This window comes from Paractinoplanes abujensis (genome assembly GCF_014204895.1).
Classification (GTDB): Bacteria; Actinomycetota; Actinomycetes; order Mycobacteriales; family Micromonosporaceae; genus Actinoplanes; species Actinoplanes abujensis.
On sequence record NZ_JACHMF010000001.1, the window covers coordinates 9,306,229 to 9,330,741 of the forward strand.

Annotated in this window: 19 protein-coding genes and 3 rRNA genes; 16 read left to right on the top strand and 6 right to left on the bottom strand. The window is 67.3% G+C overall.

What is annotated here, in order from left to right; translation table 11 throughout:
- Positions 1 to 29: 29 nt before the first annotated feature.
- Entirely contained in the window at positions 30 to 2,015 is a 1,986-nt protein-coding gene (locus BKA14_RS42930; RefSeq protein WP_184956436.1) for an ATP-binding protein, read from the bottom strand.
- Positions 2,016 to 2,255: 240 nt separating this feature from the next.
- Between BKA14_RS42930 and BKA14_RS42935 the strand changes: the two genes are divergently transcribed.
- From BKA14_RS42935 to BKA14_RS42960, 6 genes are all read left to right on the top strand, one after another.
- Positions 2,256 to 3,779 (top strand): MDR family MFS transporter, encoded by a 1,524-nt coding sequence (locus BKA14_RS42935; RefSeq protein WP_239092614.1) that lies wholly within the window; start codon positions 2,256 to 2,258, stop codon positions 3,777 to 3,779.
- A 743-nt stretch (positions 3,780 to 4,522) separates the two neighbouring features.
- A complete protein-coding gene (locus BKA14_RS42940; protein WP_184956437.1) occupies positions 4,523 to 6,676 on the top strand; it encodes an elongation factor G in 2,154 nt (717 codons plus the stop codon).
- A gap of 126 nt (positions 6,677 to 6,802) precedes the next feature.
- A complete protein-coding gene (locus BKA14_RS42945) occupies positions 6,803 to 7,147 on the top strand; it encodes a PadR family transcriptional regulator (RefSeq protein WP_184956438.1) in 345 nt (114 codons plus the stop codon).
- A gap of 5 nt (positions 7,148 to 7,152) precedes the next feature.
- Entirely contained in the window at positions 7,153 to 8,133 is a 981-nt protein-coding gene (locus tag BKA14_RS42950) for a permease prefix domain 1-containing protein (protein WP_184956439.1), read from the top strand.
- A 255-nt stretch (positions 8,134 to 8,388) separates the two neighbouring features.
- Positions 8,389 to 8,979, top strand: coding sequence for a GNAT family N-acetyltransferase (locus BKA14_RS42955; RefSeq protein WP_184956440.1), 591 nt, complete (start codon positions 8,389 to 8,391; stop codon positions 8,977 to 8,979).
- Positions 8,980 to 8,984: 5 nt separating this feature from the next.
- On the top strand, positions 8,985 to 9,947 hold the full coding sequence (locus BKA14_RS42960) for a hypothetical protein (protein ID WP_221477444.1): 963 nt from the start codon (positions 8,985 to 8,987) through the stop codon (positions 9,945 to 9,947).
- A 4-nt stretch (positions 9,948 to 9,951) separates the two neighbouring features.
- On the opposite strand, the gene BKA14_RS42965 is transcribed toward BKA14_RS42960, so the two are convergent.
- Both BKA14_RS42965 and BKA14_RS44825 read right to left on the bottom strand, forming a co-directional pair.
- Positions 9,952 to 10,482: a hypothetical protein gene (locus tag BKA14_RS42965; RefSeq protein ID WP_184956442.1), complete on the bottom strand. Its 531-nt coding sequence runs from the start codon at positions 10,480 to 10,482 to the stop codon at positions 9,952 to 9,954.
- Between the two features lie 28 nt (positions 10,483 to 10,510).
- Entirely contained in the window at positions 10,511 to 11,125 is a 615-nt protein-coding gene (locus tag BKA14_RS44825) for a DNA-3-methyladenine glycosylase (RefSeq protein ID WP_239092613.1), read from the bottom strand.
- 69 nt (positions 11,126 to 11,194) lie between these two features.
- Here BKA14_RS44825 and BKA14_RS42975 point away from each other — a divergent pair, with 69 nt between their 5' ends.
- Entirely contained in the window at positions 11,195 to 12,100 is a 906-nt protein-coding gene (locus BKA14_RS42975) for a MerR family transcriptional regulator (RefSeq protein WP_239092612.1), read from the top strand.
- Between the two features lie 10 nt (positions 12,101 to 12,110).
- On the opposite strand, the gene BKA14_RS42980 is transcribed toward BKA14_RS42975, so the two are convergent.
- On the bottom strand, positions 12,111 to 12,902 hold the full coding sequence (locus BKA14_RS42980; RefSeq protein ID WP_184956445.1) for an SAM-dependent methyltransferase: 792 nt from the start codon (positions 12,900 to 12,902) through the stop codon (positions 12,111 to 12,113).
- Between the two features lie 182 nt (positions 12,903 to 13,084).
- Here BKA14_RS42980 and BKA14_RS42985 point away from each other — a divergent pair, with 182 nt between their 5' ends.
- On the top strand, positions 13,085 to 13,831 hold the full coding sequence (locus BKA14_RS42985; RefSeq protein WP_184956446.1) for a CAP domain-containing protein: 747 nt from the start codon (positions 13,085 to 13,087) through the stop codon (positions 13,829 to 13,831).
- On the opposite strand, the gene BKA14_RS42990 is transcribed toward BKA14_RS42985, so the two are convergent.
- Complete coding sequence (locus BKA14_RS42990; protein WP_184956447.1) at positions 13,824 to 14,405, bottom strand: nucleotidyltransferase domain-containing protein; 582 nt, start codon at positions 14,403 to 14,405, stop codon at positions 13,824 to 13,826. The genes BKA14_RS42985 and BKA14_RS42990 overlap by 8 nt on opposite strands.
- A 22-nt stretch (positions 14,406 to 14,427) precedes the next feature.
- Between BKA14_RS42990 and BKA14_RS42995 the strand changes: the two genes are divergently transcribed.
- The 3 genes from BKA14_RS42995 to BKA14_RS43005 are packed head-to-tail and all read left to right on the top strand — an operon-like array spanning position 14,428 to position 16,279.
- Complete coding sequence (locus BKA14_RS42995; RefSeq protein ID WP_184956448.1) at positions 14,428 to 14,910, top strand: type II toxin-antitoxin system PemK/MazF family toxin; 483 nt, start codon at positions 14,428 to 14,430, stop codon at positions 14,908 to 14,910.
- 53 nt (positions 14,911 to 14,963) lie between these two features.
- Entirely contained in the window at positions 14,964 to 15,557 is a 594-nt protein-coding gene (locus BKA14_RS43000) for a hypothetical protein (RefSeq protein WP_184956449.1), read from the top strand.
- 11 nt (positions 15,558 to 15,568) lie between these two features.
- Positions 15,569 to 16,279, top strand: coding sequence for an adenylate kinase family protein (locus BKA14_RS43005; RefSeq protein WP_184956450.1), 711 nt, complete (start codon positions 15,569 to 15,571; stop codon positions 16,277 to 16,279).
- On the opposite strand, the gene BKA14_RS43010 is transcribed toward BKA14_RS43005, so the two are convergent.
- Complete coding sequence (locus BKA14_RS43010; RefSeq protein WP_184956451.1) at positions 16,267 to 17,016, bottom strand: polyphosphate kinase 2 family protein; 750 nt, start codon at positions 17,014 to 17,016, stop codon at positions 16,267 to 16,269. The genes BKA14_RS43005 and BKA14_RS43010 overlap by 13 nt on opposite strands.
- Before the next feature lie 101 nt (positions 17,017 to 17,117).
- Between BKA14_RS43010 and tyrS the strand changes: the two genes are divergently transcribed.
- The 5 genes from tyrS (at position 17,118) to rrf (ending at position 24,512) form a co-directional block, all read left to right on the top strand.
- Positions 17,118 to 18,374, top strand: coding sequence for a tyrosine--tRNA ligase (gene tyrS, locus BKA14_RS43015; protein WP_184956452.1), 1,257 nt, complete (start codon positions 17,118 to 17,120; stop codon positions 18,372 to 18,374).
- Positions 18,375 to 18,470: 96 nt separating this feature from the next.
- Entirely contained in the window at positions 18,471 to 18,809 is a 339-nt protein-coding gene (locus BKA14_RS43020; protein ID WP_184956453.1) for a YciI family protein, read from the top strand.
- 457 nt (positions 18,810 to 19,266) lie between these two features.
- Positions 19,267 to 20,785 (top strand): 16S ribosomal RNA (locus BKA14_RS43025).
- Positions 20,786 to 21,148: 363 nt separating this feature from the next.
- Positions 21,149 to 24,272: ribosomal RNA gene (locus BKA14_RS43030) — 23S ribosomal RNA — on the top strand.
- 123 nt (positions 24,273 to 24,395) lie between these two features.
- Positions 24,396 to 24,512 (top strand): 5S ribosomal RNA (rrf, locus tag BKA14_RS43035).
- Together the 16S, 23S and 5S rRNA genes form the textbook arrangement of a ribosomal RNA operon.
- Position 24,513 lies beyond the last annotated feature (1 nt).

Here is a 24,513-nt window from a genome sequence, read left to right on the forward strand (position 1 = left end):
GCCTCGCGTTCCTCTTGCGCGAGGCCGCGCTACACCTCGAGTCTCGGCAGCCGCACGGTGACGGTGGTGCCGGTGGACTCGTGGGACGCCAGGGTGATCGACCCGTGATGGCGTTCCACAACCACCCGGCACAGGGCCAAGCCCAGACCCGTACCCGGAATCCCGGTGTGGCGGGCATTGCCGGCCCGATACAGACGACGGAACAGGCGGGGTTGCTCGGCCGGGGCCACGCCCGTTCCGTTGTCGGCCACCGTGAGCACTGCCACCTCGCCTACCTCGTCGGTCAGCGCCACGGTGACCTTGGAGTCGGCCCGGCTGAACTTGACCGCGTTCTCGATCAGCGCGTCGGTCATCTGGCGCAGCCGCTCGGCGTCGCCGGGCACGGTCAGCTCGTCCGGCAGGTTCGCCTCCACCGTGATGCCCCGCCCGGCCGCGGCCGGGGCGACCGCGTCGACCGCGGCCGCCACCACGTCGGTCAGGTCGACCGGCCGGATCGTCAGCTTGGCGTGCCCCGACTCCAAGGCGGCCAGATCGAGCAGCTTCTCGACCAGGTCGCGCAGCCGGGCATTGTTGCGCTGCACCACGTCGAGCAGTTCGCGCACCTCACCCAGGGGCAGGTCGTCAGGGCTCTCGGCGATCAGGTCCACGTACGCCCCGATCGACGTCAACGGCGTACGCAGTTCATGCCCGACGAGCGCGATGTATTCGTCGGTGGCCGCGGCCAGGTGCAGAGCCAGCACCTCCGAACGGCGCTGCTCCAGGAACGCGCCGATCAGCCCGGCCAGCCCCGTCAGCAGCACACCGAGCGCGGAATCGGGCTCCTGCCGCTCGTACGAGAAAAAGGTCAGGACCCCGACGATGCGCTCACCGCTGCGAACCGGCACCGCGCCGGCCGCCCGGAAATCGGCGCCAGCGGAAATGCTGGGCAGCACGAGCGAATCGGCCGCGTGCAGATCCGGCACCCAGATCAGGTCGGCCCGCTGCCAGCACGTGCCGGCCAGCCCGGTGCCGCGGGCCATGCTCACCGGCACGGGCAGCGGACGCTCCTGCGGCGCGGTGTAGACCCCGGCCGGGCGGAGCAGATCGGTCACCTCGTCGACCAGCCACAACCGCAGATACGGCCAGCTCAGCGTCGACCCGATGGCGGCCAGGATCCGGTCCGTGGCGTCGGCCGCGTGCGGATGATCAGCGATGACCTTGAGCACTTCGTTCTCGCAGTGCTGAAACTGCCGATTGCGGTGCTGGCTGGTCACGTCGTGCAGGGCGGCCACGGCCCCGGTCACCGCGCCCGACGCGTCCCGCACGGGGCGGGCATTCACGGCGAACCAGCGCGGGCGGTTCAGCTCGTCGTGGGCCAGCAGTTCGGCGTGCTCCACGTTCTCGCCGGCCAAGGCCCGGGAAAGAGCCAATTCGTGCGTACGGAGGGGGGTTCCGTCCGGGTGCAGCAGAACGAACTTGCGGGTGGCGTCGGCGATCGGAACACCACCGATCCCCGGCCCGATGAACTCGCGCATGGTCCGGTTGGCCAGCACCACCCGGCCCTCGGCGTCACACGCGGCAACCCCGGCGTCCAGACAATCGAGCAGCGCGTCGAAGAACGCCGGATTCGCGGGCGAGGGCGTGCCGATCGGCGGCCCGGCCACCACCGGCGGCTCGGACGGCAGATACCCGCGCAGGGCCTCGGTCAGCTCGGGCACACCGAACGGCTTGCCCAGCACGGCCAGCGCCCCCGTATCGGCCAGCCGCGGATCACCCGGCAACAGATACGCCGTGACCAGCACCACCGGCGTCCCCGCGATCTCCGGATCGTGCCGGATGGCCACGCAGAGCTGCAGCCCGTCCAGGTGCGGCATGTCGACATCCGCAACGACGAGCGCGGGCCGATACTCACGGATCGCCTTGAGCGCCGCCTGCCCGTCACCGGTAACAATCACCTCGTGCCCGAGCCGGCGTATCACCTCCGCGATCACTCGTTGATGATCAAGGTTGTCCTCGGCCACCACCACGCACGCCACATGGGCCAGGCTAAAACCGCCCTCGTCCGTACCAAGCCGCTTTCCCCCATCATTCCCCCACGGAGTGATCCCCACCATTCCGTATCGCCCCACCCCCTCCCACCTGCCCCCTTACGCCGCAGGCCCGCCAACCTGGTTCCGTCCTCTCCACTGGCGCTCCGGGGTGACCCGCCGCGCCCACCCCCTCCCACGTGGGCGTGTCGGGGTGATCTCGCCCTCTTCCGGGTGCCCCGTCGTGCGGTGGGCGAGCGACTGGAGTACGCCGAACAAGTGACGGACAACAAGGTGGGGCTGAGATCCGAACGTGGCCCGGTGCTGGCCGCGGTGATGCTGTCGACCGCTCTGATCGCCATCGACTCCACGATCATCGCCACCGCGGTGCCCTCGATCGTCAAGGACATCGGCGGCTTCACCGAGTTCCCGTGGCTGTTCTCGATCTACCTGCTGGCCCAGGCCGTGTCGGTGCCGATCTACGGCAAGCTCAACGACCTGTTCGGCCGCAAACCGGTGATCCTCTGGGGCATCGGGCTGTTCCTGCTCGGGTCGATCCTGTGCGGCGCCGCCTGGAACATGCTCTCCCTGATCATCTTCCGGGTCGTCCAGGGCCTCGGCGCCGGCGCGATCATGCCGACCACGATCACGATCGTCGGCGATCTCTACTCGGTGCGCGAACGGGCCAAGGTCCAGGGCTACGTGGCCAGCGTCTGGGGCATCTCGTCGGTGGTCGGCCCGACGCTGGGCGGCGTCTTCAGCGAATGGATCGACTGGCGCTGGATCTTCTTCGTCAACATCCCGCTCTGCCTGCTGGCCGGCGCCATGATCATGCGACGGTTCCACGAGAAGATGGAACGCGGCCGCCCGGTCATCGACTACACCGGCGCCGCACTGCTCACCGCCGGTCTGACGCTGGTCATCCTGGGCGTGCTCGAAGGCGGCCAGGCGTGGGCGTGGACATCACCCACCAGCCTGATCGTGCTCGGCGGCGGCCTGGCCCTGCTGGTGGTCTTCGGCTTCGTCGAACGCTCGGCGCCCGCCCCCGTACTGCCGCTCTGGGTGTTCCGCCGCCGCCTGCTCGTCACCAGCGGCCAGATCGCCATCGGCGTCGGCGTCATCCTGCTGGCCCTGAGCGCGTACATCCCGATCTTCGTCCAGGACGTCCTCGGCCACGGCCCCCTCGTGGCCGGCTTCGCCCTGGCCGCGCTCACCCTGGGCTGGCCCATCTCGGCCAGCCAGGCCGGCCGCGTCTACCTGCGGGTCGGTTTCCGTGTCTGCGCGCTGATCGGTACCTTCCTCGTCCTGATCGGCACGTCCCTGCTGCTCCTGCTGGACGCCGAGTCGTCGGTCCTCACGGTCGGCGCGTTCTGCTTGTTCATCGGCCTCGGCATGGGCCTGACAGCGGCCCCCACGTTGATCGCCGCCCAGTCCAGCGTCGGCTGGTCCGACCGAGGCGTAGTAACCGCCAACAACATCTTCCTGCGTTCCCTGGGCAGCGCCCTCGGCGCCGCAGTCTTCGGCGCGATCGCCAACGCCATCATCGGCAACGACACCGTCGACCCGGCCCGCCTCACGACGGCCGTCCACCGCATCTTCATCGGCATGGTCCTGGTCGCCGTGGCCATGCTCATCCTGGCCGCCCTGATCCCCAAGTCAGCCGACGCCATCACAACAACCGCCGAAGCCGGCACCACCCCCGACGAGCGCGAACCCGCCCACCCGAGCACCACCCCAGTCACCGACGACCCCACCCCTTCATCCACTCACTGACCCGCCCACCTTCCCGGCGTGCAGCCCTCCCGCTCGCGCTGTCCTCCGCCGAGTGCCTCCCAGCACGTCGCTGGCCGCTCGTTCTTCCCGCTTACGGCGTTCTCCGCGCACGCTGTCGTCTGCTCACGTCGTTCTCCGCTCGCGCTGTCCTCCGTCGAGTGCCTCCCAGCACGTCGTTGGCCGCTCGTTCTTCCCGCTTACGGCGTTCTCCGCGCACGCTGTCGTCTGCTCACGTCGTTCTCCGCTCACGCTGTCCTCCGCGGAGTGCCTCCCAGCACGTCGTGGGCCGCCCGTTCTTCCCGCTTACGGCGTTCTCCGCTCACGCTGTCGTCTGCTCACGCCGTCCTCCGCTCACGCCCTCCTCCGTCGAGCCGCCCAGCGTGCCGAGCCCGCCGTGCCGCCCGCAACCGCCGCACTCCCGCCATGCACTAAGTCGCGTTCCCGTTGTGCCCTGCGCCGCGGTCTCGCTGTGCCCTGCGCCGCCGCCCCCGCGCCGCGTTCCCGCCGTGCCCCGCGCCGCCGCCTCCGCGCCGCGGTCTCGCTGTGCCTCGCGCCGCTGCCCGCCGGCCACGCGCACCCTCTCGCCGTCTCGGGGGGCGGCGGAGGCGCCGTAAATGGGAGGTGGGCTGCGGCGCGGAGCGCTAACGTCCGAAAGTCAGATCCCGTTACCGGAGGAGGAGCAATGCGAAACGGTTTCCCGCCCCGCCTGTTGGAAGCCGTCTCCTCGAAGGATCTGACTCCGCGTGCCCTTTCTCAATCTCGGGATCGTCGCCCATGTCGACGCCGGTAAGACCAGCCTGACCGAGCGCCTCCTCTACGCCGGTGGCGTGATCGACGCCGTCGGCAGCGTGGACGCCGGCACCACCCGCACCGATTCGCTCGACCTGGAACGCCGCCGCGGCATCACCATCAAGACCGCCGTCGCCTCGTTCCCGCTCGGCGACCGCATCGTCAACCTGATCGACACGCCCGGTCACCCCGACTTCATCGCCGAGGTGGAGCGGGCCCTCCGCGTGCTCGACGGCGCCGTCCTCGTCATATCGGCCGTCGAAGGCGTCCAGGCCCAGACCCGCGTACTCCTGCGCACTCTTCGCCGTTTACGCGTGCCCACTCTGATCTTCGTCAACAAGATCGATCGAGCCGGCGCCCGCTACGACGACGTCCTCGACGAGATCGCCAGACGCCTGACCCCCGGCATCGTGCCGGTCAGCGGAGCCCGCAACCTGGGCACGCCGCAGGCCTCGGCCCACCCGCTGCACCACACCGACCCGACATTCACCGCCCGCCTGATCGACCTGGCCGACGACCCCGAGCTGCTCGCCCGGTGGTTGCAAGACGAAACCGCGATCCCGTACGCGACCCTGCGCGATGTCCTACGTTCGTGCACCCGCAAAGCAGAGATCTCCCCAGTCTTCTTCGGTTCGGCGGTCACCGGTGCCGGCGTCGACACGTTGCTGCACGGCCTGACCGACCTGCTTCCGCCCGCCACCGGCGACCCAGACGGCCCCTTGTCCGGCACAGTGTTCAAGATCGAGCGTGACCGCGCAGGATCACGCGTCGCGTACGTCCGAATGTTCAACGGCACCCTGCACGTCCGCGACCACCTACCGCACGGCGTAGTCACCGCCATCGAACCCATCTCCACCCAACCGCCCACAGCCGCCAACCCCAGCCGGGATCGCGCAACTCCGTTCACTAGCGCGCATCCGACGAGCACCCACCCGACCGACGCTGGGCTGGGCGAAGTTGCGCGTTCGGGCGGCCCTGCGCGATCGGGTGGGGCCGGCCCGTTGAAGAGGGCTGCGCGGTCCGACGGGGTTGGCCGGTCGAGCGGGGGTGGCCGGTCGACCGAGAGTGGGCGACCCCGTGGGGTCGCGGTTGCTGCCGGGGAGATCGCCAAGGTGCACGGGCTGCGCACTGTGCGGATCGGGGATGTGATCGGGGACGGCCGAGCGGCCGGCGACGGCGGGTTGTTCGCCCCGCCCACCTTGGAGACTGTCGTTGTTGCTGGGCGGGACTCGCAGCGGCGGGCTTTGCACGCGGCGTTGACCGAGATGGCCGAGCAGGATCCGTTGATTGATCTGCGGCGGGACGAACGACGGGGTGAGCTGGTCGTCTCGCTCTACGGCGAAGTGCAGAAGGAAGTGCTCGAGACGACCTTGGCCGAGGAGTACGGCATCGCGGTCGAGTTTCGGGAGAGCAGTGTGCTGCACGTCGAGCGGCCCGTGGGGACGGGGCGGGCGATCGAGATCCTGGGCCAGGGCAGCCACCCGTACCTGGCCACCTTGGAGCTGGTCGTCGAGCCGGGGGAGCCGGGCTCGGAGGTCGCCTTCGAGCTCGACGTGCCCATCGAGCAGGTGCCGATTCACCTGTTCAAGACGGAGGCTTTCTTCAGCGAGGCCCTTGAGGAGACCCTGCGCCGTACGTTGGTGCAGGGGCTTCATGGCTGGCCCGTGATCGGTGTCCGGGTGCGGGTGGTGCGCACCGGGTTCACCGCGCCCGAGACGGGGGCCGGTGACTACCGGAAGCTGCTCCCGCTCGTGGTGATGTCCGCGTTGGTCGAAGCGGGCACTGTCGTGTGCGAACCTGTGCACCGGTTCCGGCTGGACGGGCCGGCCGGCACTCTCAGCGCGGTGCTCGCAGTGTTCGGCCGTTACCTGGAGTCGTCCCTGGTGGACGGGCCCACCTTCGTGATCGAGGGACGGGTCCCGGCGGCGCGCCTGCGTTCCCTGGAGACAGCCGTGCCGGGGCTGACCCACGGCGAGGGTGTTCTGGAGACCACGTTCGACAGTTACCGGCCGGTGGCGCCGCCTTACCCGACCCGTGAACGCTGGGACGACAACCCGCTCGACCGCCGCGAGTACCTGCTGCGGGTGGAGCGTCGCCTGCGCCTCTGACGCGACGGCCTGACCTGCGGTTGTGCGTGACCAGGACCCGTACGGGCCCGGTTCTCGACAATGTTCTTGCGGGCACGTTGGTGTAAGCCGTTGCCATAGTGTGTGAGACACAGTATTGTTTTGAGCATGACAACGGACGCGACGTTAGCCAGCCACTTGCAGGAGTTGCGCCGCGGCACGGTGGTCGTCGCCAGCCTCACCGTGCTGCGGACGCCGGGCTACGGCTATTCACTGCTCGAGACGTTGAGCGAGTCCGGCTTCGAGGTCGAGGCCAACACGCTCTACCCCCTGCTGCGCCGGCTCGAGACCCAGGGGCTGCTCACCAGTTCGTGGAACACGGACGAGGCCCGGCCGCGCAAGTTCTACACAACGACCCCGCAGGGCAACGCGATCGCCGACGCCCTGCGCACCGAATGGGCCCGCCTCGACGAGGCCATCACCGACCTCTCCACCACCCCCGTTAAGGAATGATCATCATGTCTGCGAACCTCGTCGACCGTTACGTTTTCACCGCCCTGCGCCGCGTGCCCGAGCAGCAGCGCGCCGACATCGACCGCGAGTTGCGCGCTTCCATCGAGGACGCGGTGGACGCCCGCGTCGAGGCCGGTGAGGAACGCGAGGCCGCGGTCGAGACCACGCTGCAAGAGCTGGGCGACCCTGATCGATTGGCCGACAGTTACGCCGACAGACCCAACTACCTGATCGGCCCGGAGCTGTTTCCGGTCTGGCGGCGCTCGATGACGATGCTGATCACGATCGTTCTGCCGATCATCGTCGTGGTCAACGCGATCGTGCAGGTGCTGGCGAACGACGCCGGCTTCGGTGACGTGATCGGCTCGTCGGTCGGCACGATCATCACCGTCGGTGCGCACATGTTCTTCTGGACCACGCTCGGCTTCTGGATCGTCGAGCGCACCGGCGCGGGCAAGGACGACATCAACCGGCCGTGGACACCCAAGGACCTTCCCCGGTACGAGCCGGGAGCGCTCACCCGCGTGCAATTCGCCGCGAACCTGGTCTGGCCGGCCGCGCTCATCGTGGCGCTGGTGCTGCAGCAGTTCACGTTCACGGACGAGCCGCTGCTCGACCCGGCGAACTGGAACACCTGGTGGCCCGTGCTGATCGCCCTGATCGTGCTCAAGGGGATGTGGGTGTTCTGGGTCTACCGCCTCGGCACCTGGACCCGGGCGGTCGCGGTGGTCAACGCCGTGCACGGCCTGGCGATCGGCGGCGTGATCCTCTACCTGCTCGCCAGTGACAACTTCTTCAACCCGGCGTTCACCGGTTTCGCCGGCGCGGACGTCGACCTCGAAGGCTGGATCTCGGTGGTAGTGATGATCACGACCGGTCTGAGCATCCTGTACGACATCTTCGACGTGGCCCGCAAAGCCGAGCAGGCTCGCAAGGGCCTCGGCATCAGGATCCCGGGCACCGGCAACACCTACACCGCCAGCTGATCCCGTACGGAAGCGCCCCTCGGTCCGCCGGGGGGCGCTTCTCCGTGAGCGGGCGGACACCTGTGGGCAAGGCAACACCGCGGCGGTCGCACCACTGGTGAACAGGGGGCCGGTAAAGCGGATGAACGTAAGCAGGACGCCGTTTGCGCGAGGCGGTGTGCTCCCCTGCAGGGGAGCGGTTCCGGTCGAGGTGCGAGCGGCTCTGCGCGGGTCGCGGCCGGAGGCGAGCGGGGCGGAACGGCCTACGTTGTGGGCATGCCTGAGCTGATCGAACCGACCACCCGGATGCATGCGGCCTTCCTCGACTGTTACGACGAGTGGGGGCCGGGTCTGCACGAGGACGGCTTCGGGCTGGGGGAGGACGACGACGTCCGCTCGCCGCAGGGTTTCGCGACCTGGGTGGCACGGATCCTGCGCGGGGCGCACCCGACCGGCACGCCCTGCCCGCCGGGGAAACACGCAACAATGCGCTGGATCGTCGAGGACGGAAAGGTGCTCGGCGGGATCGCGTTGCGGCACAAGTTCGACAACCAGCTCGGCCACATCGGGTACGGGGTCCGTGCCTCGGCCCGGCGGCGCGGGATCGCCGGCTGGGCGCTGGGGGAGATGCTGCAGGAGGCGCGGGCGGCGCTCGGGGCCGACCGGGTGCTCATCCCGTGCCTCGATGACAACGTCGCCTCGGCGCGCACCATCGAGAGCCGGGGTGGGGTCCTCGAAGAGATCTGGCCGACCGAGAACGGCCCGGTCCGGCGCTACTGGATCGACCTGCGGGAAGAGCCTCGGCGTCAGGTTGCCGACCGAGCCTCAGCCGTCCGCCAGCACCAGGTATGCGGAGAATCCTCATAAGTCTGATGCTGATCGTTTCACTCCTGACCGTGGCCGCGCCGGCCCGGGCCGCCGCCGGGCAGTCGCTGCTCACCGGGGGTGAACGCCTGAACCCCGGCCAGAGCCTGATCTCCCCGAACGGGCAGTTCCGCCTGACGATGCAGGGCGACGGCGCCCTCAAGGAGGTCCGGGCCGGTGTCGAGCCCGTCTGGCAGGCCGTCAACCTGCGGATGGCGGCCGGCTCGACGCTGGAGATGCAGGGTGACGGCAACCTGGTCGTCTACGGGCCCGGGCACGTCGCGCTCTGGTCCACCGGCACGGCCGGCCGTAACGGCTCCGTGCTGCGGCTGCAGGACGACGGCAACCTCGTGGTCTACGCGCCCGGCAACGTGGCGGTCTGGGCCACCAACGCCTGCGCCACGGTCAACGGGTCGCTGCTGTGCGGACCCATCCTGGCCAAGTACCGGGAGCAGTCCGCCCTGCTCGGGCTGCCGATCTCGGGCGACTTCGCGGCGGGTGGGGGCCGGGGCCGCGGCATGCATTTCCAGCACGGCTCGGTCTACTACTCGCCGGCGACCGGCGCGCACTCGGTGCGCGGGTGGATCCGCAGCCGCTGGGCGATGCGGGACTGGGAGAACGGCCCGGTCGGCTTCCCCACGTCCGACGAGTACGCCTACAACGGGGGGCAGCGCAGCACCTTCGAGTCCGGGTGCTCGATCACCGTCGACCCGCATCAACGCATCAAGACGGCGTGCACGGGCAAGACGCTCAACGACGGCAACCAGCTTCCGCCGCCGCGCGACTGCACCGTGACCAACGGCGGGTTCGGCACCGACGGGCTGTTCTACCGGTACGGCACGCCGCTCCCGCGGACCCTCGACCTGCCCGGGCTGCGCGAGCGCTGGATCTACTTCACGATCTACCAGATCACCGTGCCGACCGGCGACACCCCCATCGGCTGGGCGCTGAAGTACTGCGGCACGGTCTGACCCGTCAGGCCAGAGCTTGGCCCGCCGACTGGGTCTCGGTGGGCTGCGGGGCCGCGTGGTGGGTCAGGATCGCGCCGGTCAGGAACACCCCGCCCACGGCCACCGCGCCCAGGACACCCAGTGAGATCTGCTGCTCGAGGTTCCGCTGCCGGTCGGCGTCGGCCGGGGAGACGGTGCTCGGACGGCCGTCACGCTTGTCGACGTCGCTGTCCAGGCCGGCGAAGGCCACCACCACGGTCAGCCAGAAGCCGAAGAACAGAACCCCGGCCAGCATCCCGGCCCAGTGCGGCACGTGCGGCGGCACCCAGGAGGTCAGGTTCCAGCGCATCCGGGGCCGGGTGGTCCGATAGAGCCAGCGGTTGCCGATGACCCCGGCGATCACACCGGGCACGGACAGCACGGCCGCCACCGCCACGGCCACGGCGGTCGGCACGAGCCGCACCCCGGCCAGCAGAGCGGCGACGAGCACGGCCGACCAGATCAGGCCGGCGGAGCACATCGCGCTGGACACGACCAACCACCGCTGCGGAATCATCAGGGTAAACGCTAGCGGCCCGTACGGCTCAGCGTGGCCGTTTCGGACGCAGCGGGGCCCGGCGGTACGCGCTCACCGTCGGGTCCCCCTTGATCCAGAAACGCCAGGCCATGTCGTGGGCCGCGGTCACCCCGACCCGCGGCCCGGCCTCGATCAACGACTCCGCCACGGCGGCCGTGGGCGGCGACAGGGTCAGCGGGCCGGTGCCGTCGATCACCGACGACCCGTTGGCGCCGCGGTCGAGCGCCAGCACCTGCATGAGCTTGGCCGGTCCGGCGGCCAGGTCCGCGTCGTTGCGCGCGGCCGCGCGGCGTTCCCGGGCGTACGGGAGACCCTCGACGACCTCGCCCGCGCGCAGGAGCACCGCCGCGGCTCGCCCCACCTCACCGCAGACGATGTTGGCGCAGAAGTGCATGCCGTAGATCTGGTAGACGTACAGGTGCCCGGCCGGCCCGAACATCACCGCGTTGCGGTTGGTCATCCCGCGGTGCGCGTGCGAGGCCGGATCCTCCCCGAGCCCGCTGTACGCCTCCACCTCGGTGAGCCGAACGGTGACCTGATTCGCCGTGAGCCGCCACCCGAGCAGCCGCCGGGCAGCCAAGTCGACCTCACCGGCGGGCAGGTCGAGCCAATTTTCCTCCACCCGGACAGCCAAGCACACCCGGAATTCACACCGTTCTCCGCGATGATGAACAGGTGGGGGTGATGGGGGATGCGTCCCGATCCGGACCAGCTCCAGCAGTGGGTGTTGCACGACCGCATGCCGGCGGCCGAGATCGGCAACCGGCTGGGTCTCAGCCGGGCCGCGGTCTACGGCTGGCTGCGCCGCTACGGCGTGGCCCCCGGCGGGACTTACTTGCCGCAGGATCGCCTGATCGGGTTGTGGCGCGCGGGCATGCTGGCCTCGCGGATCGCCACTGAGACCGGCATCGCGCCCGACGCCGTCCGTGAGCGCCTGGTGACCGCGGCCGTGCTGGTCCCCGATCGCAGCTACTACGTGGTCGGCTCGCCGGAGGACCCGCTGCCCGAGCATCTGCTGCGCGACTGGGTGGTGCGCGAGGGGTTCACCGCGACTCAGGTCGCCACACTGACCGGCACCACGCCCCGCCAGGTGCGCTATCGGCTCGACCGCTACCGGCTGTCGACCGGCCGCCCCGGCCCGGCACCCCGCCTGCGCCGCCGGCTGACCCGCGAGAAGCTGGTCGAGCTCTATGAGGAGCAGGCGCTGAGCTGCCCGCAGATCGCCCGCGAGGCCGGGGTGAGCGCCGAGGCCGTCCGGGAACTGCTCGTGGAATACGGCATCGATCGGCGACCGAGCGGGAGCCGCAGCCGCCCACCGCTCGACCCGGCCGCGGTGAACGAATACAAGCTGGGCCTGGTCACGCTGGAGCAGCTGGCCGTGCGGCTCGGTTACGTCACCCCGGCGGGCAACCCGGCCGTGCGCCGCCTGCGAGCCGCCCTGGTGGAGGCGGACGTTCCGCGCCCGGTGGTCCCGCCCCAGCGGCCGCCGCACCCCTATCAGGCGATGCTCGACCGGGCCGAGGCCGTCTGTGCCCAGTCGACCCTGCTCGTCGCCACCGCACGCGACATCGTCACCCGGGTGCGCGCCCGCCGGTAGGGCCGGTGCCTCAGGGCTTGCGGGCCACCACGCCGAAGATCGAGGCCTCGACCGGCGTCGGGTGCTCGGTGGCGCCGGGGTCGGGCCGCCAGTCACCGACCGGGGTGATCCCCGGCGGCACCGGCTCGAGCCCGTCGAGGAACGAGCCGACTTCCTCCTTCGTCCGGGGGTGCACGTCGGATCGGCCCGTACGCAGGGACTCGTCCCACGCCGCCTTCAGCTCGGGGGTCAGCAGGTCGGTGGTCGCCAGCGACATCACCAGGTGGCTGCCCGATGGCAGGGCGTCGACCAGGGTGCGCACGATCCGCCGGGACTCCTGCTGGTCGGGCAGGAAGTGCACGACGGCGACCAGGATGAGCCCGATCGGCCGGGTGAAGTCGAGGATCCCGGCCGCGGCGAGGATCCGTTCCGGGTGGCGCAGGTCCTCCTCCAGGTACGTCGTCTCGCCCTCGGGGGTGCTGGTCAGCAGGGCCCGTGCGTGGGCCATCACCATCGGGTCGTTGTCGACGTAGACGATCCGCGACTCGGGCGCGACCCGCTGCGCGACCTCGTGCGTGTTGTCGGCGGTGGGCAGCCCGGTGCCGATGTCGAGGAACTGGCGCACGCCGGCCTCGGCGGCCACGTACCGCACCGCCCGCCGCAGGAAGTCACGGTTGGCCCGGGCCGCGATGCGGGCTGCGGGGTAGGACTTGGCCAGCAGGTCACCGGACTCGCGGTCGGCGGCGAAGTTGTCCTTGCCGCCGAGCCAGTAGTTGTAGCGGCGAGCCGGATGCGCCACGCCCGTGTCGAACCCCTCAGTCATGCCGACGATCCTAATTGGATCTTGTCAAGAGGGGAATCGCCCGTCCGTGACGGCGAGTTCGACCTCGATCTTTAGATCTTGCTGATCCGAACTTTAAGGAATGCTTAGGGCGGCCGCTCAGGGTGGATGTGTGACCCATAGTGAGGCCGCGTTGTCCCCCTGAACCCGAGGTGACCTGTCCCGTGCCGCTGTCCGCCGCCGCTCGTTTCCGTTACACCGTGGTGGCCGGCGCCACCGCCGTCGTGATCGGGAGCGGCTTCACGTTCGTCGGGCTCACCCGCGACGCCGGGGCCGGCACCGCGGTCAGCCAGGCCGCTTCCGAGCAGCGGACCCTGCCGGCGGCGGACCCCGCTCCACCGTCACCCACCGTGGTCCCCTCGTCGCCGCCCCCGTCGGCCCGGCCCACGACGAAGGCGCCCAAGGCCACGCCGGCGACGAAGAAGAAGACCACCTCCCCCGAACCCACGAAGCGCAGGACCAAGCCGCCGACGAGCGCTCCCGAGACCAGCGGCTCCGTCCTCGACCAGGTGCTGGGTCACATCAACGCCGCCCGCAAGGACGAGGGCCTGCCGCCCTTCACCCTCGACACCAAGCTGTCCCGGGCCGCCGCGCTGCACAACCAGCTGATGATCTCGGGCTGCGGCCTGTCGCACGAGTGCCCCGGCGAGGGCGGCATCGGCGACCGGTTCAGTGCCCAGGGTGTCAAGTGGTCGGGCGCGGCCGAGAACATCGGCTACGGATCCAGCGGCGCCAGTGACTCGGCCCAAGCCGGCGCGGCCAACGGGCTCACCGACAGCATGCTGGCCGAGACGCCGCCCAACGACGGCCACCGCAAGAACCTGCTCAACCCGGGCCTCAAGCGGATCGGCCTGAGCATCGTCCGCGACAGCAAGGGCGTCACCTGGATGACCCAGGACTTCGTCAACTGATCCAGGCGTGCCCCGGATGCACCAGCTCGAGCGCGGAGTCCAGCCAGGCCCGCTGCCCTGACGTGAGCCGGGGCGCCACCGCCGCGTAGTCCTGCTCGTCCTTGGGCCGGCAGTGTTTGGCCTTGAAGAGCAGCACCACCTCGGGACTGAGATAGGGGATCCCGGCCGGGCCGAGCAAGACCATTTCCCCGTACGGACGGCGCAGGCTCGCGTCCCGTCGCGAGATCCACGTGTCGCCGTCGTGCGGCTCGCGGAACACGTCGAAGCGCCAGGCGCCGGCCGCGGTGTCGTACGCCCACGTCTGATGGTGCTCACCCAGCGCGGCCGGGGTCGCCGGCACCACCTGCCCGCCCCCGGCCACGTAGAAGGCCAGCTCGGGAAAGCGCCCCGCGACCGGCTCGAACCGTTCGCGCGGCACGGCGAGCTCCAGATCCTCGTGGTCGCGTGTCTCCTCACCCAGATGCAGGTCGATCGCCCAGCCGCCGGCCACGTACCACGGCACGCCGACGCCTTCGAGACGCTCGGCGACCTGCTCGGGGTGCCAGGGTTGCCAGGCTTCGATGTCCGGTGTCATGGGGGCAGCCTAGAGTGCAGCCGTGGCCAAGATTCTGAAGTCCCTTCTCAACCGCGTACGGCGGTCCGTGCCCACCCCGGCGCCCGTGCCCGCGCCCCCGCGGCAGCGCACCCCGCGGCACGTTCCCACCGGTGAGCGCGGTCGCCGCATCGAGTACGCGCCGAACCTGGACGGCGACGCCGACCCGGGCGAGATCGTCTGGACCTGGGTGCCCTACGAGGACGACCCGGCCCAGGGCAAGGACCGCCCCGTGCTGGTTATCGGGCGCGACGGTCAGGACGTGCTGGCCCTGATGCTCTCGTCGCAGAGCGAGCGCGACGGCCAGCGCAACTGGCTCGCGCTCGGCCCGGGGGAGTGGGACCGCGAGGCCCGCCCGAGCTGGATCCGCCTCGATCGGGTGATCGAAGTGGATCACGACGGGATCCGGCGCGAGGGCGCCGTCCTTGCCCGCCCCACGTTCGACAAGGTCGCCGCCCGGCTCCGGGAAGAGTACGGCTGGCGCTGAGACGCGACCGCTCAGTGGACAGCTCCGCGCGCTCTCCGGATAGCGTGGGGGTCATGGATAAGGACGTAATGGTCGGATTCGGCGGCAAGCAGGCCTGGCTCGCCGTCCGGACCGACGACCGGGACGGCGGGGCCGGGAATGTGCTGGCCGCGCTCGGACTGCGCGATCTCGGCCCGGTGCCCTGGCGCGACGGCATCGACCTGGCCCACCTCACCGACGACCGGGTCGCCGTCACCCCGCCCCTGCCCGGCGCGCGCGATCAGCGCTGGGTGCTCGCCACCGGCCGCTACCTGATGCGGCCCGAGACCCCGGTCGACGTCGTCGCCCTCTCCGCCACTCTCGGCACCGAGGTGCAGTTCTTCGCCACCCACCGGGTCACCGAGCTGCACCGCTGGCAGCGCGCCGCCGAGGGTGAGTTGATCCGCGCTTTCGGGTATGTGGGACAGACCGGCGACGTCACGTCGTGGCACGGCGAACCCGACCCGGCCGAGCGCGACGCCGGCCTGCCCGGCGTCCTGGACGACGAGACGACCGTCCTGGTGGGTGAAAAGGACGTGCTGGCCGTGGCCGGCGCCTGGAGCGTCGATCCCACCACTCTGACCGGGCGCCCGGCGCCCGGACCGCTGCGCATCGGCGCGGCCGACTGAGGAGGGGCACCATGCGCAAGTTCGTGATCATGGGAGTGCAGGGCAGCGGCAAGGGCACCCAGAGCGAGCTGCTCTGCGCCGACCTCGACCTGGTGCACATCTCCGTCGGCGACATCTTCCGGTGGAACGTGCAGAACCACACGAAACTCGGCGCGCAGGTCAAGCGCACGATGGCCGCCGGCGAACTGGTCGGCGACGACCTGGTCGAATCGGTCGTACGGGAAAGGCTCGACCGCCACGACTGGAACTACGGGTTCGTCGTCGACGGCTTCCCCCGCAACGGACGGCAGGCCGAGTTCTTCATGGAGAGCTACGACATCGACGCCGTGATCCACCTCGAGCTGCCCGACGGCGAGGTACGCCGCCGCGTGCTGAGCCGCCGCCTGTGCCCCAACTGCGGCATGGACTACAACCTGATCGCCGACCGCCCCGAGGTCGAGGGCCGCTGCGACATCTGCGGCCACCAACTGGTCACCCGGGCCGACGACACCCCCGAGGCCCTCGAGGCCCGGCTGCGCGACTACCACGAGAAAACCAGGCCCGTGCTCGAGCTGTTCGGCCGCAAAGAGGTCGTGCACGGCATCGACGCCCGGCCCGGCGCCGACGAGGTGCAGCAGGCCATCCGCGACACACTGGCCCTGCCGCCCTACCGGCCCGCGCCCGACTCGCCGGCCGCGCCTTCGACCCGGCCCCGGCCCGACTCGGTGACTCAGACGGCGTGACCGCGTTTGCGCAGCTCGGCCTCGATCGCGTCGCACACCGCCTCAACCACGGCGAACCGTGCGTAGTGCTTGTCGTTGCCCGGCACGACGTGCCACGGCGCCCACGTCGGGTCGGTGCGCTCCAGCATCTCCTCGATCGCGGCCTCGTACGCGGGGCGCTTCTCCCGGTTGCGCCAGTCCTCCTCGGTCAGCTTCCACTGCCGTAGCGGATCGTCCGCCCGGTCGGAGAACCGGCGCAGCTGCTCGTCCTCGTCGACGTGCATCCAGAACTTGACGATGATCATGCCCTCGGCGACCAGTGTCCGCTCGAACTCGACGATCTCGTTGTACGCCCGCGACCACTGCTCCTTGGTCGCGAACCCCTCGACCCGCTCCACCAGCACCCGGCCGTACCAGGACCGGTCGAACACGGCCATGCCACCCCAGCCGGGCAGCTTGGGCCAGAACCGCCACAGGAAGTGATGCCGCTTCTCGTCGTACGTGGGGGCGGCGAACTGCGAGACCCGGACGAACCGCGGGTCCAGCGGGGCCACCAGCCGCTTGATCGCGCCGCCCTTGCCGGACGCGTCCCAGCCCTCGAACACGCAGGTCAGCGGGGGGCCGATCTTCTGCTCACCGATCTGGCCGCCCAGGATCAGGCGCAACCGCAACAGACGCTGCTGCGCCTCCTCGAGACGAGCGACGGCCTTCTTCTTCGAGATCTCGATCGGCGGAACACCGCTACCCAGGCGACTCATCCGTACAGCATGTCGCTCTTCCCGGGCTTTCGCAGCTCCCGGCTTCCGCGGCGCCGCAAACCCGGTGTCCTGTTCGGCGGGGCGTGCGGGACAATCGGCGGGTGACTCTCGTAGACGACCTGACATGGCGTGGACTGATCCAGGACTCGACCGACCCGGCCGCCCTGGCCGAAGCACTCACCGGCGACCCGATCACGTTCTATGTGGGCTTCGACCCCACCGCCGCGTCGCTGCACGTCGGTCACCTGATGCAGGTCGTCACGGCCAGCCGCCTGCAGCGGGCCGGGCACCGTCCGTTGCTGCTGGTGGGCGGCGCGACCGGTCAGATCGGCGACCCGCGCGAGTCGGCCGAGCGCACGCTCAACCCGCCCGAGGTGATCGAGGGCTGGGTGCAGCGCATCCGGGAGCAGCTCGCGCCCTTCGTGACGTACGAGGGAAACAACGCGGCCACGCTGGTCAACAACCTCGACTGGACCGGGCCCACCTCGGTCATCGAATTCCTGCGCGACGTCGGCAAGCACTTCCCGGTCAACAAGATGCTGGCCCGCGACGTGGTGCGCAACCGGCTCGAGAGCGGCATCAGCTTCACCGAGTTCAGCTACCAGCTGCTGCAGGCCAACGACTTCTACCAGCTGCACGAGCGGCACGGCTGCGCGCTGCAGTTCGGCGGTTCCGACCAGTGGGGCAACATCACCGCCGGCGTCGACTTCGTGCGGCGCCGCGGAGCCGGGCCGGTGCACGCGTTCACCACCCCGCTGGTGCTCAAGGCCGACGGCACCAAGTTCGGCAAGAGCGAGGGCGGCGCGATCTGGCTCGACCCGCAGATGACCACGCCGTACGCGTTCTACCAGTTCTGGATCAACTCGGACGACCGCGACGTCAACAACTACCTGCGGTTCTTCAGCTTCAAGAGCCGCGAGGAGCTGGAGGAGCTGGAGAAGGCGACAGCCGACCGCCCGCAGGCCCGGCTGGCTCAACGGGCCCTGGCCGAGGAGATCACCGCGCTCGTGCACGGCCCCGAAGAGGCGCAGCAGGCCATCGCGGCCAGTCAGGCCCTGTTCGGGCGGGGATCGCTCGACGAGCTGTCGGCCGACACCCTGCGCGCCGCTCTGGGCGAGGCCGGCCTTCTTCCCGTACGGGGGGAGATGCCCAATTACTCCACCCTGCTCAAGGAGTCGGGCCTGGTCGCCAGCGCGAACGAGGCCCGGCGCACCATCAACGAGGGCGGCGCCTACGTGAACAACGAGCGCATCACTGACGGCGAAGCTGTGCCCACGGCCAACTCGCTTCTGCACGGTGCGTTCCTCGTGCTCCGTCGCGGAAAGCGAACCTTCGCCGGCGTCGAGTACACGGCGTAACCGCAAAATTCTCCGCCCGGCTGTGTCGGATCAGGCGGCCGCCGTTCGTGGACAAGTAAGGGCGGACGCCGGGTCGGCCGGACTAAGGGAGTGACCATGCCGCAGTACATCATCTACTTCAACCAGCAGTGGGTGGGCGACCACAGCGAGGAGTGGTTCCGCGAGCGCGGGCCCCTCGCCAAGGCCGTGGTCGACGAGATCAAGGCGGCCGGGGCTTACCTCTACGCGGGTGGAGTGGTGGAGGGCGGCCCGATCTTCAGCGCCGACGCCACGAGCGGCGAAGTGTTGTTCACCGACGGGCCCTACGCCGAGAGCAAGGAGTTCCTGGGTGGCCTGACGGTCGTGGACGTGCCCGACGACGAAACCGCCCGGATGTGGGCGGGCAAGATCGCGGTGGCGTGCGGCTGGCCCCAGGAAGTGCGCCAGCTCTGGTAGCGGCCCCTCGGATGTCGCCGATCGGCCCCCTGTGACGTGGCTCGCAGGGGGCCGATTTGGCGCTCAGGGCGACAGCCTGTAATGTTTTCCGAGCCGCCAGGGAGACGGGCGAGCGAGCGGGACTCTTCGGAGGCCCGGCGCGGCCGTCCTGGAGGACCCCAGAGAAATGCCTCAGCAATAGCTGATGTAGATTTCTGCGGGCTCGAGCAGTTCCGGAAGGTCATTTCCCGCCGATTACGCGGGTTTGACGAGAAGGAAAAGCCCGAGTAAAGTTGAGCGAGTGCCCCGGAGCGGTTAGCCGGGTGTGGTTGTTCTTTGAGAACTCAACAGGGTGCTTGATAAGCCAGTGCCAATTAGTTATACCCCGGCCGGCTTGCTCGTTCTTCGGGACGGGGTTTGTCGGTGGGTGATTCCTTTGGCAGTTGTTTAACTGCCGGGACAGTTTTTCAACAGGTTTTTGTTGGAGAGTTTGATCCTGGCTCAGGACGAACGCTGGCGGCGTGCTTAACACATGCAAGTCGAGCGGAAAGGCCCTTCGGGGTACTCGAGCGGCGAACGGGTGAGTAACACGTGAGTAACCTGCCCTGGACTTTGGGATAACCCTCGGAAACGGGGGCTAATACCGAATACGACACAGCTTTGCATGAAGTCTGTGTGGAAAGTTTTTCGGTCTGGGATGGGCTCGCGGCCTATCAGCTTGTTGGTGGGGTGATGGCCTACCAAGGCGACGACGGGTAGCCGGCCTGAGAGGGCGACCGGCCACACTGGGACTGAGACACGGCCCAGACTCCTACGGGAGGCAGCAGTGGGGAATATTGCACAATGGGCGGAAGCCTGATGCAGCGACGCCGCGTGAGGGATGACGGCCTTCGGGTTGTAAACCTCTTTCAGCAGGGACGAAGCGCAAGTGACGGTACCTGCAGAAGAAGCGCCGGCCAACTACGTGCCAGCAGCCGCGGTAAGACGTAGGGCGCGAGCGTTGTCCGGATTTATTGGGCGTAAAGAGCTCGTAGGCGGCTTGTCGCGTCGACCGTGAAAACTTGGGGCTCAACCCCAAGCCTGCGGTCGATACGGGCAGGCTCGAGTTCGGTAGGGGAGACTGGAATTCCTGGTGTAGCGGTGAAATGCGCAGATATCAGGAGGAACACCGGTGGCGAAGGCGGGTCTCTGGGCCGATACTGACGCTGAGGAGCGAAAGCGTGGGGAGCGAACAGGATTAGATACCCTGGTAGTCCACGCTGTAAACGTTGGGCGCTAGGTGTGGGGGACCTCTCCGGTTCTCTGTGCCGCAGCTAACGCATTAAGCGCCCCGCCTGGGGAGTACGGCCGCAAGGCTAAAACTCAAAGGAATTGACGGGGGCCCGCACAAGCGGCGGAGCATGCGGATTAATTCGATGCAACGCGAAGAACCTTACCTGGGTTTGACATCGCCGGAAAACTCGCAGAGATGTGGGGTCCTTCGGGGCCGGTGACAGGTGGTGCATGGCTGTCGTCAGCTCGTGTCGTGAGATGTTGGGTTAAGTCCCGCAACGAGCGCAACCCTCGTTCGATGTTGCCAGCGCGTTATGGCGGGGACTCATCGAAGACTGCCGGGGTCAACTCGGAGGAAGGTGGGGATGACGTCAAGTCATCATGCCCCTTATGTCCAGGGCTTCACGCATGCTACAATGGCCGGTACAAAGGGTTGCGATGCCGTGAGGTGGAGCGAATCCCAAAAAGCCGGTCTCAGTTCGGATCGGGGTCTGCAACTCGACCCCGTGAAGTCGGAGTCGCTAGTAATCGCAGATCAGCAACGCTGCGGTGAATACGTTCCCGGGCCTTGTACACACCGCCCGTCACGTCACGAAAGTCGGCAACACCCGAAGCCGGTGGCCTAACCCCGCAAGGGGAGGGAGCCGTCGAAGGTGGGGCTGGCGATTGGGACGAAGTCGTAACAAGGTAGCCGTACCGGAAGGTGCGGCTGGATCACCTCCTTTCTAAGGAGCAACTCACCTGTGAAAGCAGGTCAGTAGCCCACGGTTCGCGAATGACGAACCGGGGTGCTCATAGGCGGAGACACTGGCCAGTCTGAACCGGCAACGGCCGGCGAGCCTAGTACAGCCTTCGGGCGTGGAACGGATTCGCTGGTGCGGCTGGGGAGGGCGACAAGAGATAGCACCCTGTTGGGTCCTGAAAGAACAACCTGTGTGGTTGGGATTTCAGTGCCAGGCGCGACCTGGTTTCGTATACCACTCGTGGGAGCCGGTGACGGCGCCGAGGTTCGGTACGGAACGTTTTCGGGTTGTGGGTTGGTCGTTGGTTGAGAATTGCACAGTGGACGCGAGCATCTTGTTTTCTGTGGTTAAGTTGTCAAGGGCGAACGGTGGATGCCTTGGCACCAGGAGCCGATGAAGGACGTGGGAGGCCGCGATAGGCCTGGGGGAGCTGTCAACCTAGCTGTGATCCCAGGGTGTCCGAATGGGGAAACCTAGCACGAGTCATGTCGTGTTACTCCCGGCTGAATACATAGGTCGGGTAGAGGGAACGCGGGGAAGTGAAACATCTCAGTACCCGTAGGAAGAGAAAACAACAGTGATTCCGTGAGTAGTGGCGAGCGAAAGCGGACGTAGCCTAAACCGAGGGCGTGTGATAGCTGTCAGGCGTTGCGCCATCGGGGTTGTGGGACGTGTTGGGGTGTGCTGACATGCACCCGAGGAGTTACAAAATCTGAGGTTAGTGGAACGGTGTGGGAAAGCCGGCCGTAGAGGGTGAGAGCCCCGTATACGAAAGTCTCTGATCTCCTTACGATGTTCCCGAGTAGCAGCGGACTCCTAGAATCTGCTGTGAATCTGCCAGGACCACCTGGTAAGGCTGAATACTTCCTGGTGACCGATAGCGGACGAGTACCGTGAGGGAATGGTGAAAAGTACCCCGGGAGGGGAGTGAAATAGTACCTGAAACCGTTCGCCTACAATCCGTCAGAGCCTTAGCTGTAGCAATGCAGTGGGGTGATGGCGTGCCTTTTGAAGAATGAGCCTGCGAGTTAGTGGCACGTGGCGAGGTTAACCTGTGTGGGGTAGCCGTAGCGAAAGCGAGTCTGAATAGGGCGTTGTTAGTCGCGTGTTCTAGACCCGAAGCGGGGTGATCTAGCCATGGGCAGGTTGAAGCGTGGGTAAGACTGCGTGGAGGACCGAACCCACCAACGTTGAAAAGTTGGGGGATGACCTGTGGTTAGGGGTGAAAGGCCAATCAAACTCCGTGATAGCTGGTTCTCCCCGAAATGCATTTAGGTGCAGCGTCGTGTGTTTCTTGCCGGAGGTAGAGCACTGGATGGTCTAGGGGGCCTACAAGCTTACCGAAATCAGCTAAACTCCGAATGCCGGTAAGTGAGAGCGCGGCAGTGAGACTGCGGGGGATAAGCTTCGTAGTCGAGAGGGAAACAGCCCAGATCACCAGCTAAGGCCCCTAAGCGTGTGCTAAGTGGAAAAGGATGTGGGGTCGCTTAGACAACCAGGAGGTTGGCTTAGAAGCAGCCATCCTTTAAAGAGTGCGTAATAGCTCACTGGTCAAGTGGTTCCGCGCCGACAATGTAGCGGGGCTCAAGCACACCGCCGAAGCTGTGGCATTCACACATGACATCCGCCTTCCGATTCGTCGGTTGGTGCAGTGGTGTGGATGGGTAGGGGAGCGTCGTATGGCGAGTGAAGCGGCGGGGTGACCCAGTCGTGGACGCCATACGAGTGAGAATGCAGGCATGAGTAGCGAATGAAGAGTGAGAACCTCTTCCGCCGGATGACCAAGGGTTCCAGGGCCAGGCTAATCCGCCCTGGGTGAGTCGGGGCCTAAGGCGAGGCCGAGAGGCGTAGTCGATGGATAACGGGTTGATATTCCCGTACCCGCGAAGGAACGCCCAAGACGAACCTTCATGTACTAACCGCCCAAAACTGGTAATGGCTTCGGCCGGCATCAGCGGAGCGCGGGACCTTGTGGGGTAGTAGTTTAGTGATGGGGTGACGCAGGAAGGTAGCTGGTCCCAGGCGGTGGTTGTCCTGGGGTAAGCGTGTAGGCCCATACGTAGGCAAATCCGCGTGTGATTAAGGCTGAGACGTGATGCCGAGCCGTTTCAGGTGAAGTCAGTGATCCTATGCTGCCGAGAAAAGCCTCTAGCGATGTTCCGAGCGGCCCGTACCCTAAACCGACACAGGTGGTCAGGTAGAGAATACCAAGGCGACGGGTGAACTGTGGTTAAGGAACTCGGCAAATTGCCCCCGTAACTTAGGGAGAAGGGGGGCCGGACGCGTGAAGCCACTTGCTGGTGGAGCGTGGTATGGCCGCAGAGAGCAGGGGGAAGCGACTGTTTACTAAAAACACAGGTCCATGCCAAGTCGTAAGACGATGTATATGGACTGACGCCTGCCCGGTGCTGGAACGTTAAGGGGACCTGTTAGCCTTTCGGGGCGAGGCGGAGAACTTAAGCGCCAGTAAACGGCGGTGGTAACTATAACCATCCTAAGGTAGCGAAATTCCTTGTCGGGTAAGTTCCGACCTGCACGAATGGCGTAACGACTTCCCCACTGTCTCAACCACAGGCCCGGCGAAATTGCAGTACGAGTAAAGATGCTCGTTACGCGCGGCAGGACGGAAAGACCCCGGGACCTTTACTATAGCTTGACATTGGTATCCGAATTTAATTGTGTAGGATAGGTGGGAGCCGGTGAAGCTCGGACGCCAGTTCGGGTGGAGGCAATCTTGAAATACCACTCTGTTGGGTTTGGGTATCTAACTTGCGGCCCTGATCGGGTCGAGGGACAGTGTCTGGTGGGTAGTTTAACTGGGGCGGTTGCCTCCTAAAGGGTAACGGAGGCGCCCAAAGGTTCCCTCAGCCTGGTTGGCAATCAGGTGTTGAGTGTAAGTGCACAAGGGAGCTTGACTGTGAGACTGACGGGTCGAGCAGGGACGAAAGTCGGGACTAGTGATCCGGCACTTGCGTGTGGAAGCGGTGTCGCTCAACGGATAAAAGGTACCCCGGGGATAACAGGCTGATCTTCCCCAAGAGTCCATATCGACGGGATGGTTTGGCACCTCGATGTCGGCTCGTCGCATCCTGGGGCTGTAGCAGGTCCCAAGGGTTGGGCTGTTCGCCCATTAAAGCGGTACGCGAGCTGGGTTTAGAACGTCGTGAGACAGTTCGGTCCCTATCCGCCGTGCGCGTTGGATACTTGAGAAGGGCTGTCCCTAGTACGAGAGGACCGGGACGGACGAACCTCTGGTGTGCCAGTTGTCCCGCCAGGGGCACGGCTGGTTGGCTACGTTCGGAAGGGATAACCGCTGAAAGCATCTAAGCGGGAAGCTCGCTTCGAGATGAGGTATCCCACCACCTTGAGTGGGTAAGGCTCCCAAGAGACTATTGGGTTGATAGGCCGGAGATGTAAGCCAGGTAACTGGTTCAGTCGACCGGTACTAATAGGCCGAGGGCTTAACCACCCTAAACTTTTTGCTCGACGCGTCCACTGTGTGATTCACAGCAAACGAACAACCGGTTGGCAGCAGCCCCTTTTGAACGGGGGCCGGCTGGACAACAACCTGGATTGTTCCGCTGATAGCTGTTTCGGTGGTCATAGCGGAGGGGAAACGCCCGGTCTCATTCCGAACCCGGAAGCTAAGCCCTCCAGCGCCGATGGTACTGCACTCGGGAGGGTGTGGGAGAGTAGGACGCCGCCGGACT

Bases quoted from the DNA above. Each gene is read 5' to 3' on its own strand.
- BKA14_RS43020 (WP_184956453.1), top strand. From the start codon at position 18,471: ATGCCGCAGTACATCATCTACTTCAACCAGCAGTGGGTGGGCGACCAC.
- BKA14_RS42965 (WP_184956442.1), bottom strand. From the start codon at position 10,482: ATGATTCCGCAGCGGTGGTTGGTCGTGTCCAGCGCGATGTGCTCCGCC.
- BKA14_RS43005 (WP_184956450.1), top strand. From the start codon at position 15,569: ATGCGCAAGTTCGTGATCATGGGAGTGCAGGGCAGCGGCAAGGGCACC.
- BKA14_RS42980 (WP_184956445.1), bottom strand. From the start codon at position 12,902: ATGACTGAGGGGTTCGACACGGGCGTGGCGCATCCGGCTCGCCGCTAC.
- BKA14_RS42990 (WP_184956447.1), bottom strand. From the start codon at position 14,405: ATGACACCGGACATCGAAGCCTGGCAACCCTGGCACCCCGAGCAGGTC.
- BKA14_RS43010 (WP_184956451.1), bottom strand. From the start codon at position 17,016: ATGAGTCGCCTGGGTAGCGGTGTTCCGCCGATCGAGATCTCGAAGAAG.
- BKA14_RS42945 (WP_184956438.1), top strand. From the start codon at position 6,803: ATGACAACGGACGCGACGTTAGCCAGCCACTTGCAGGAGTTGCGCCGC.
- BKA14_RS43000 (WP_184956449.1), top strand. From the start codon at position 14,964: ATGGATAAGGACGTAATGGTCGGATTCGGCGGCAAGCAGGCCTGGCTC.
- BKA14_RS42975 (WP_239092612.1), top strand. From the start codon at position 11,195: ATGCGTCCCGATCCGGACCAGCTCCAGCAGTGGGTGTTGCACGACCGC.
- BKA14_RS42950 (WP_184956439.1), top strand. From the start codon at position 7,153: ATGTCTGCGAACCTCGTCGACCGTTACGTTTTCACCGCCCTGCGCCGC.
- BKA14_RS42955 (WP_184956440.1), top strand. From the start codon at position 8,389: ATGCCTGAGCTGATCGAACCGACCACCCGGATGCATGCGGCCTTCCTC.
- BKA14_RS42960 (WP_221477444.1), top strand. From the start codon at position 8,985: ATGCTGATCGTTTCACTCCTGACCGTGGCCGCGCCGGCCCGGGCCGCC.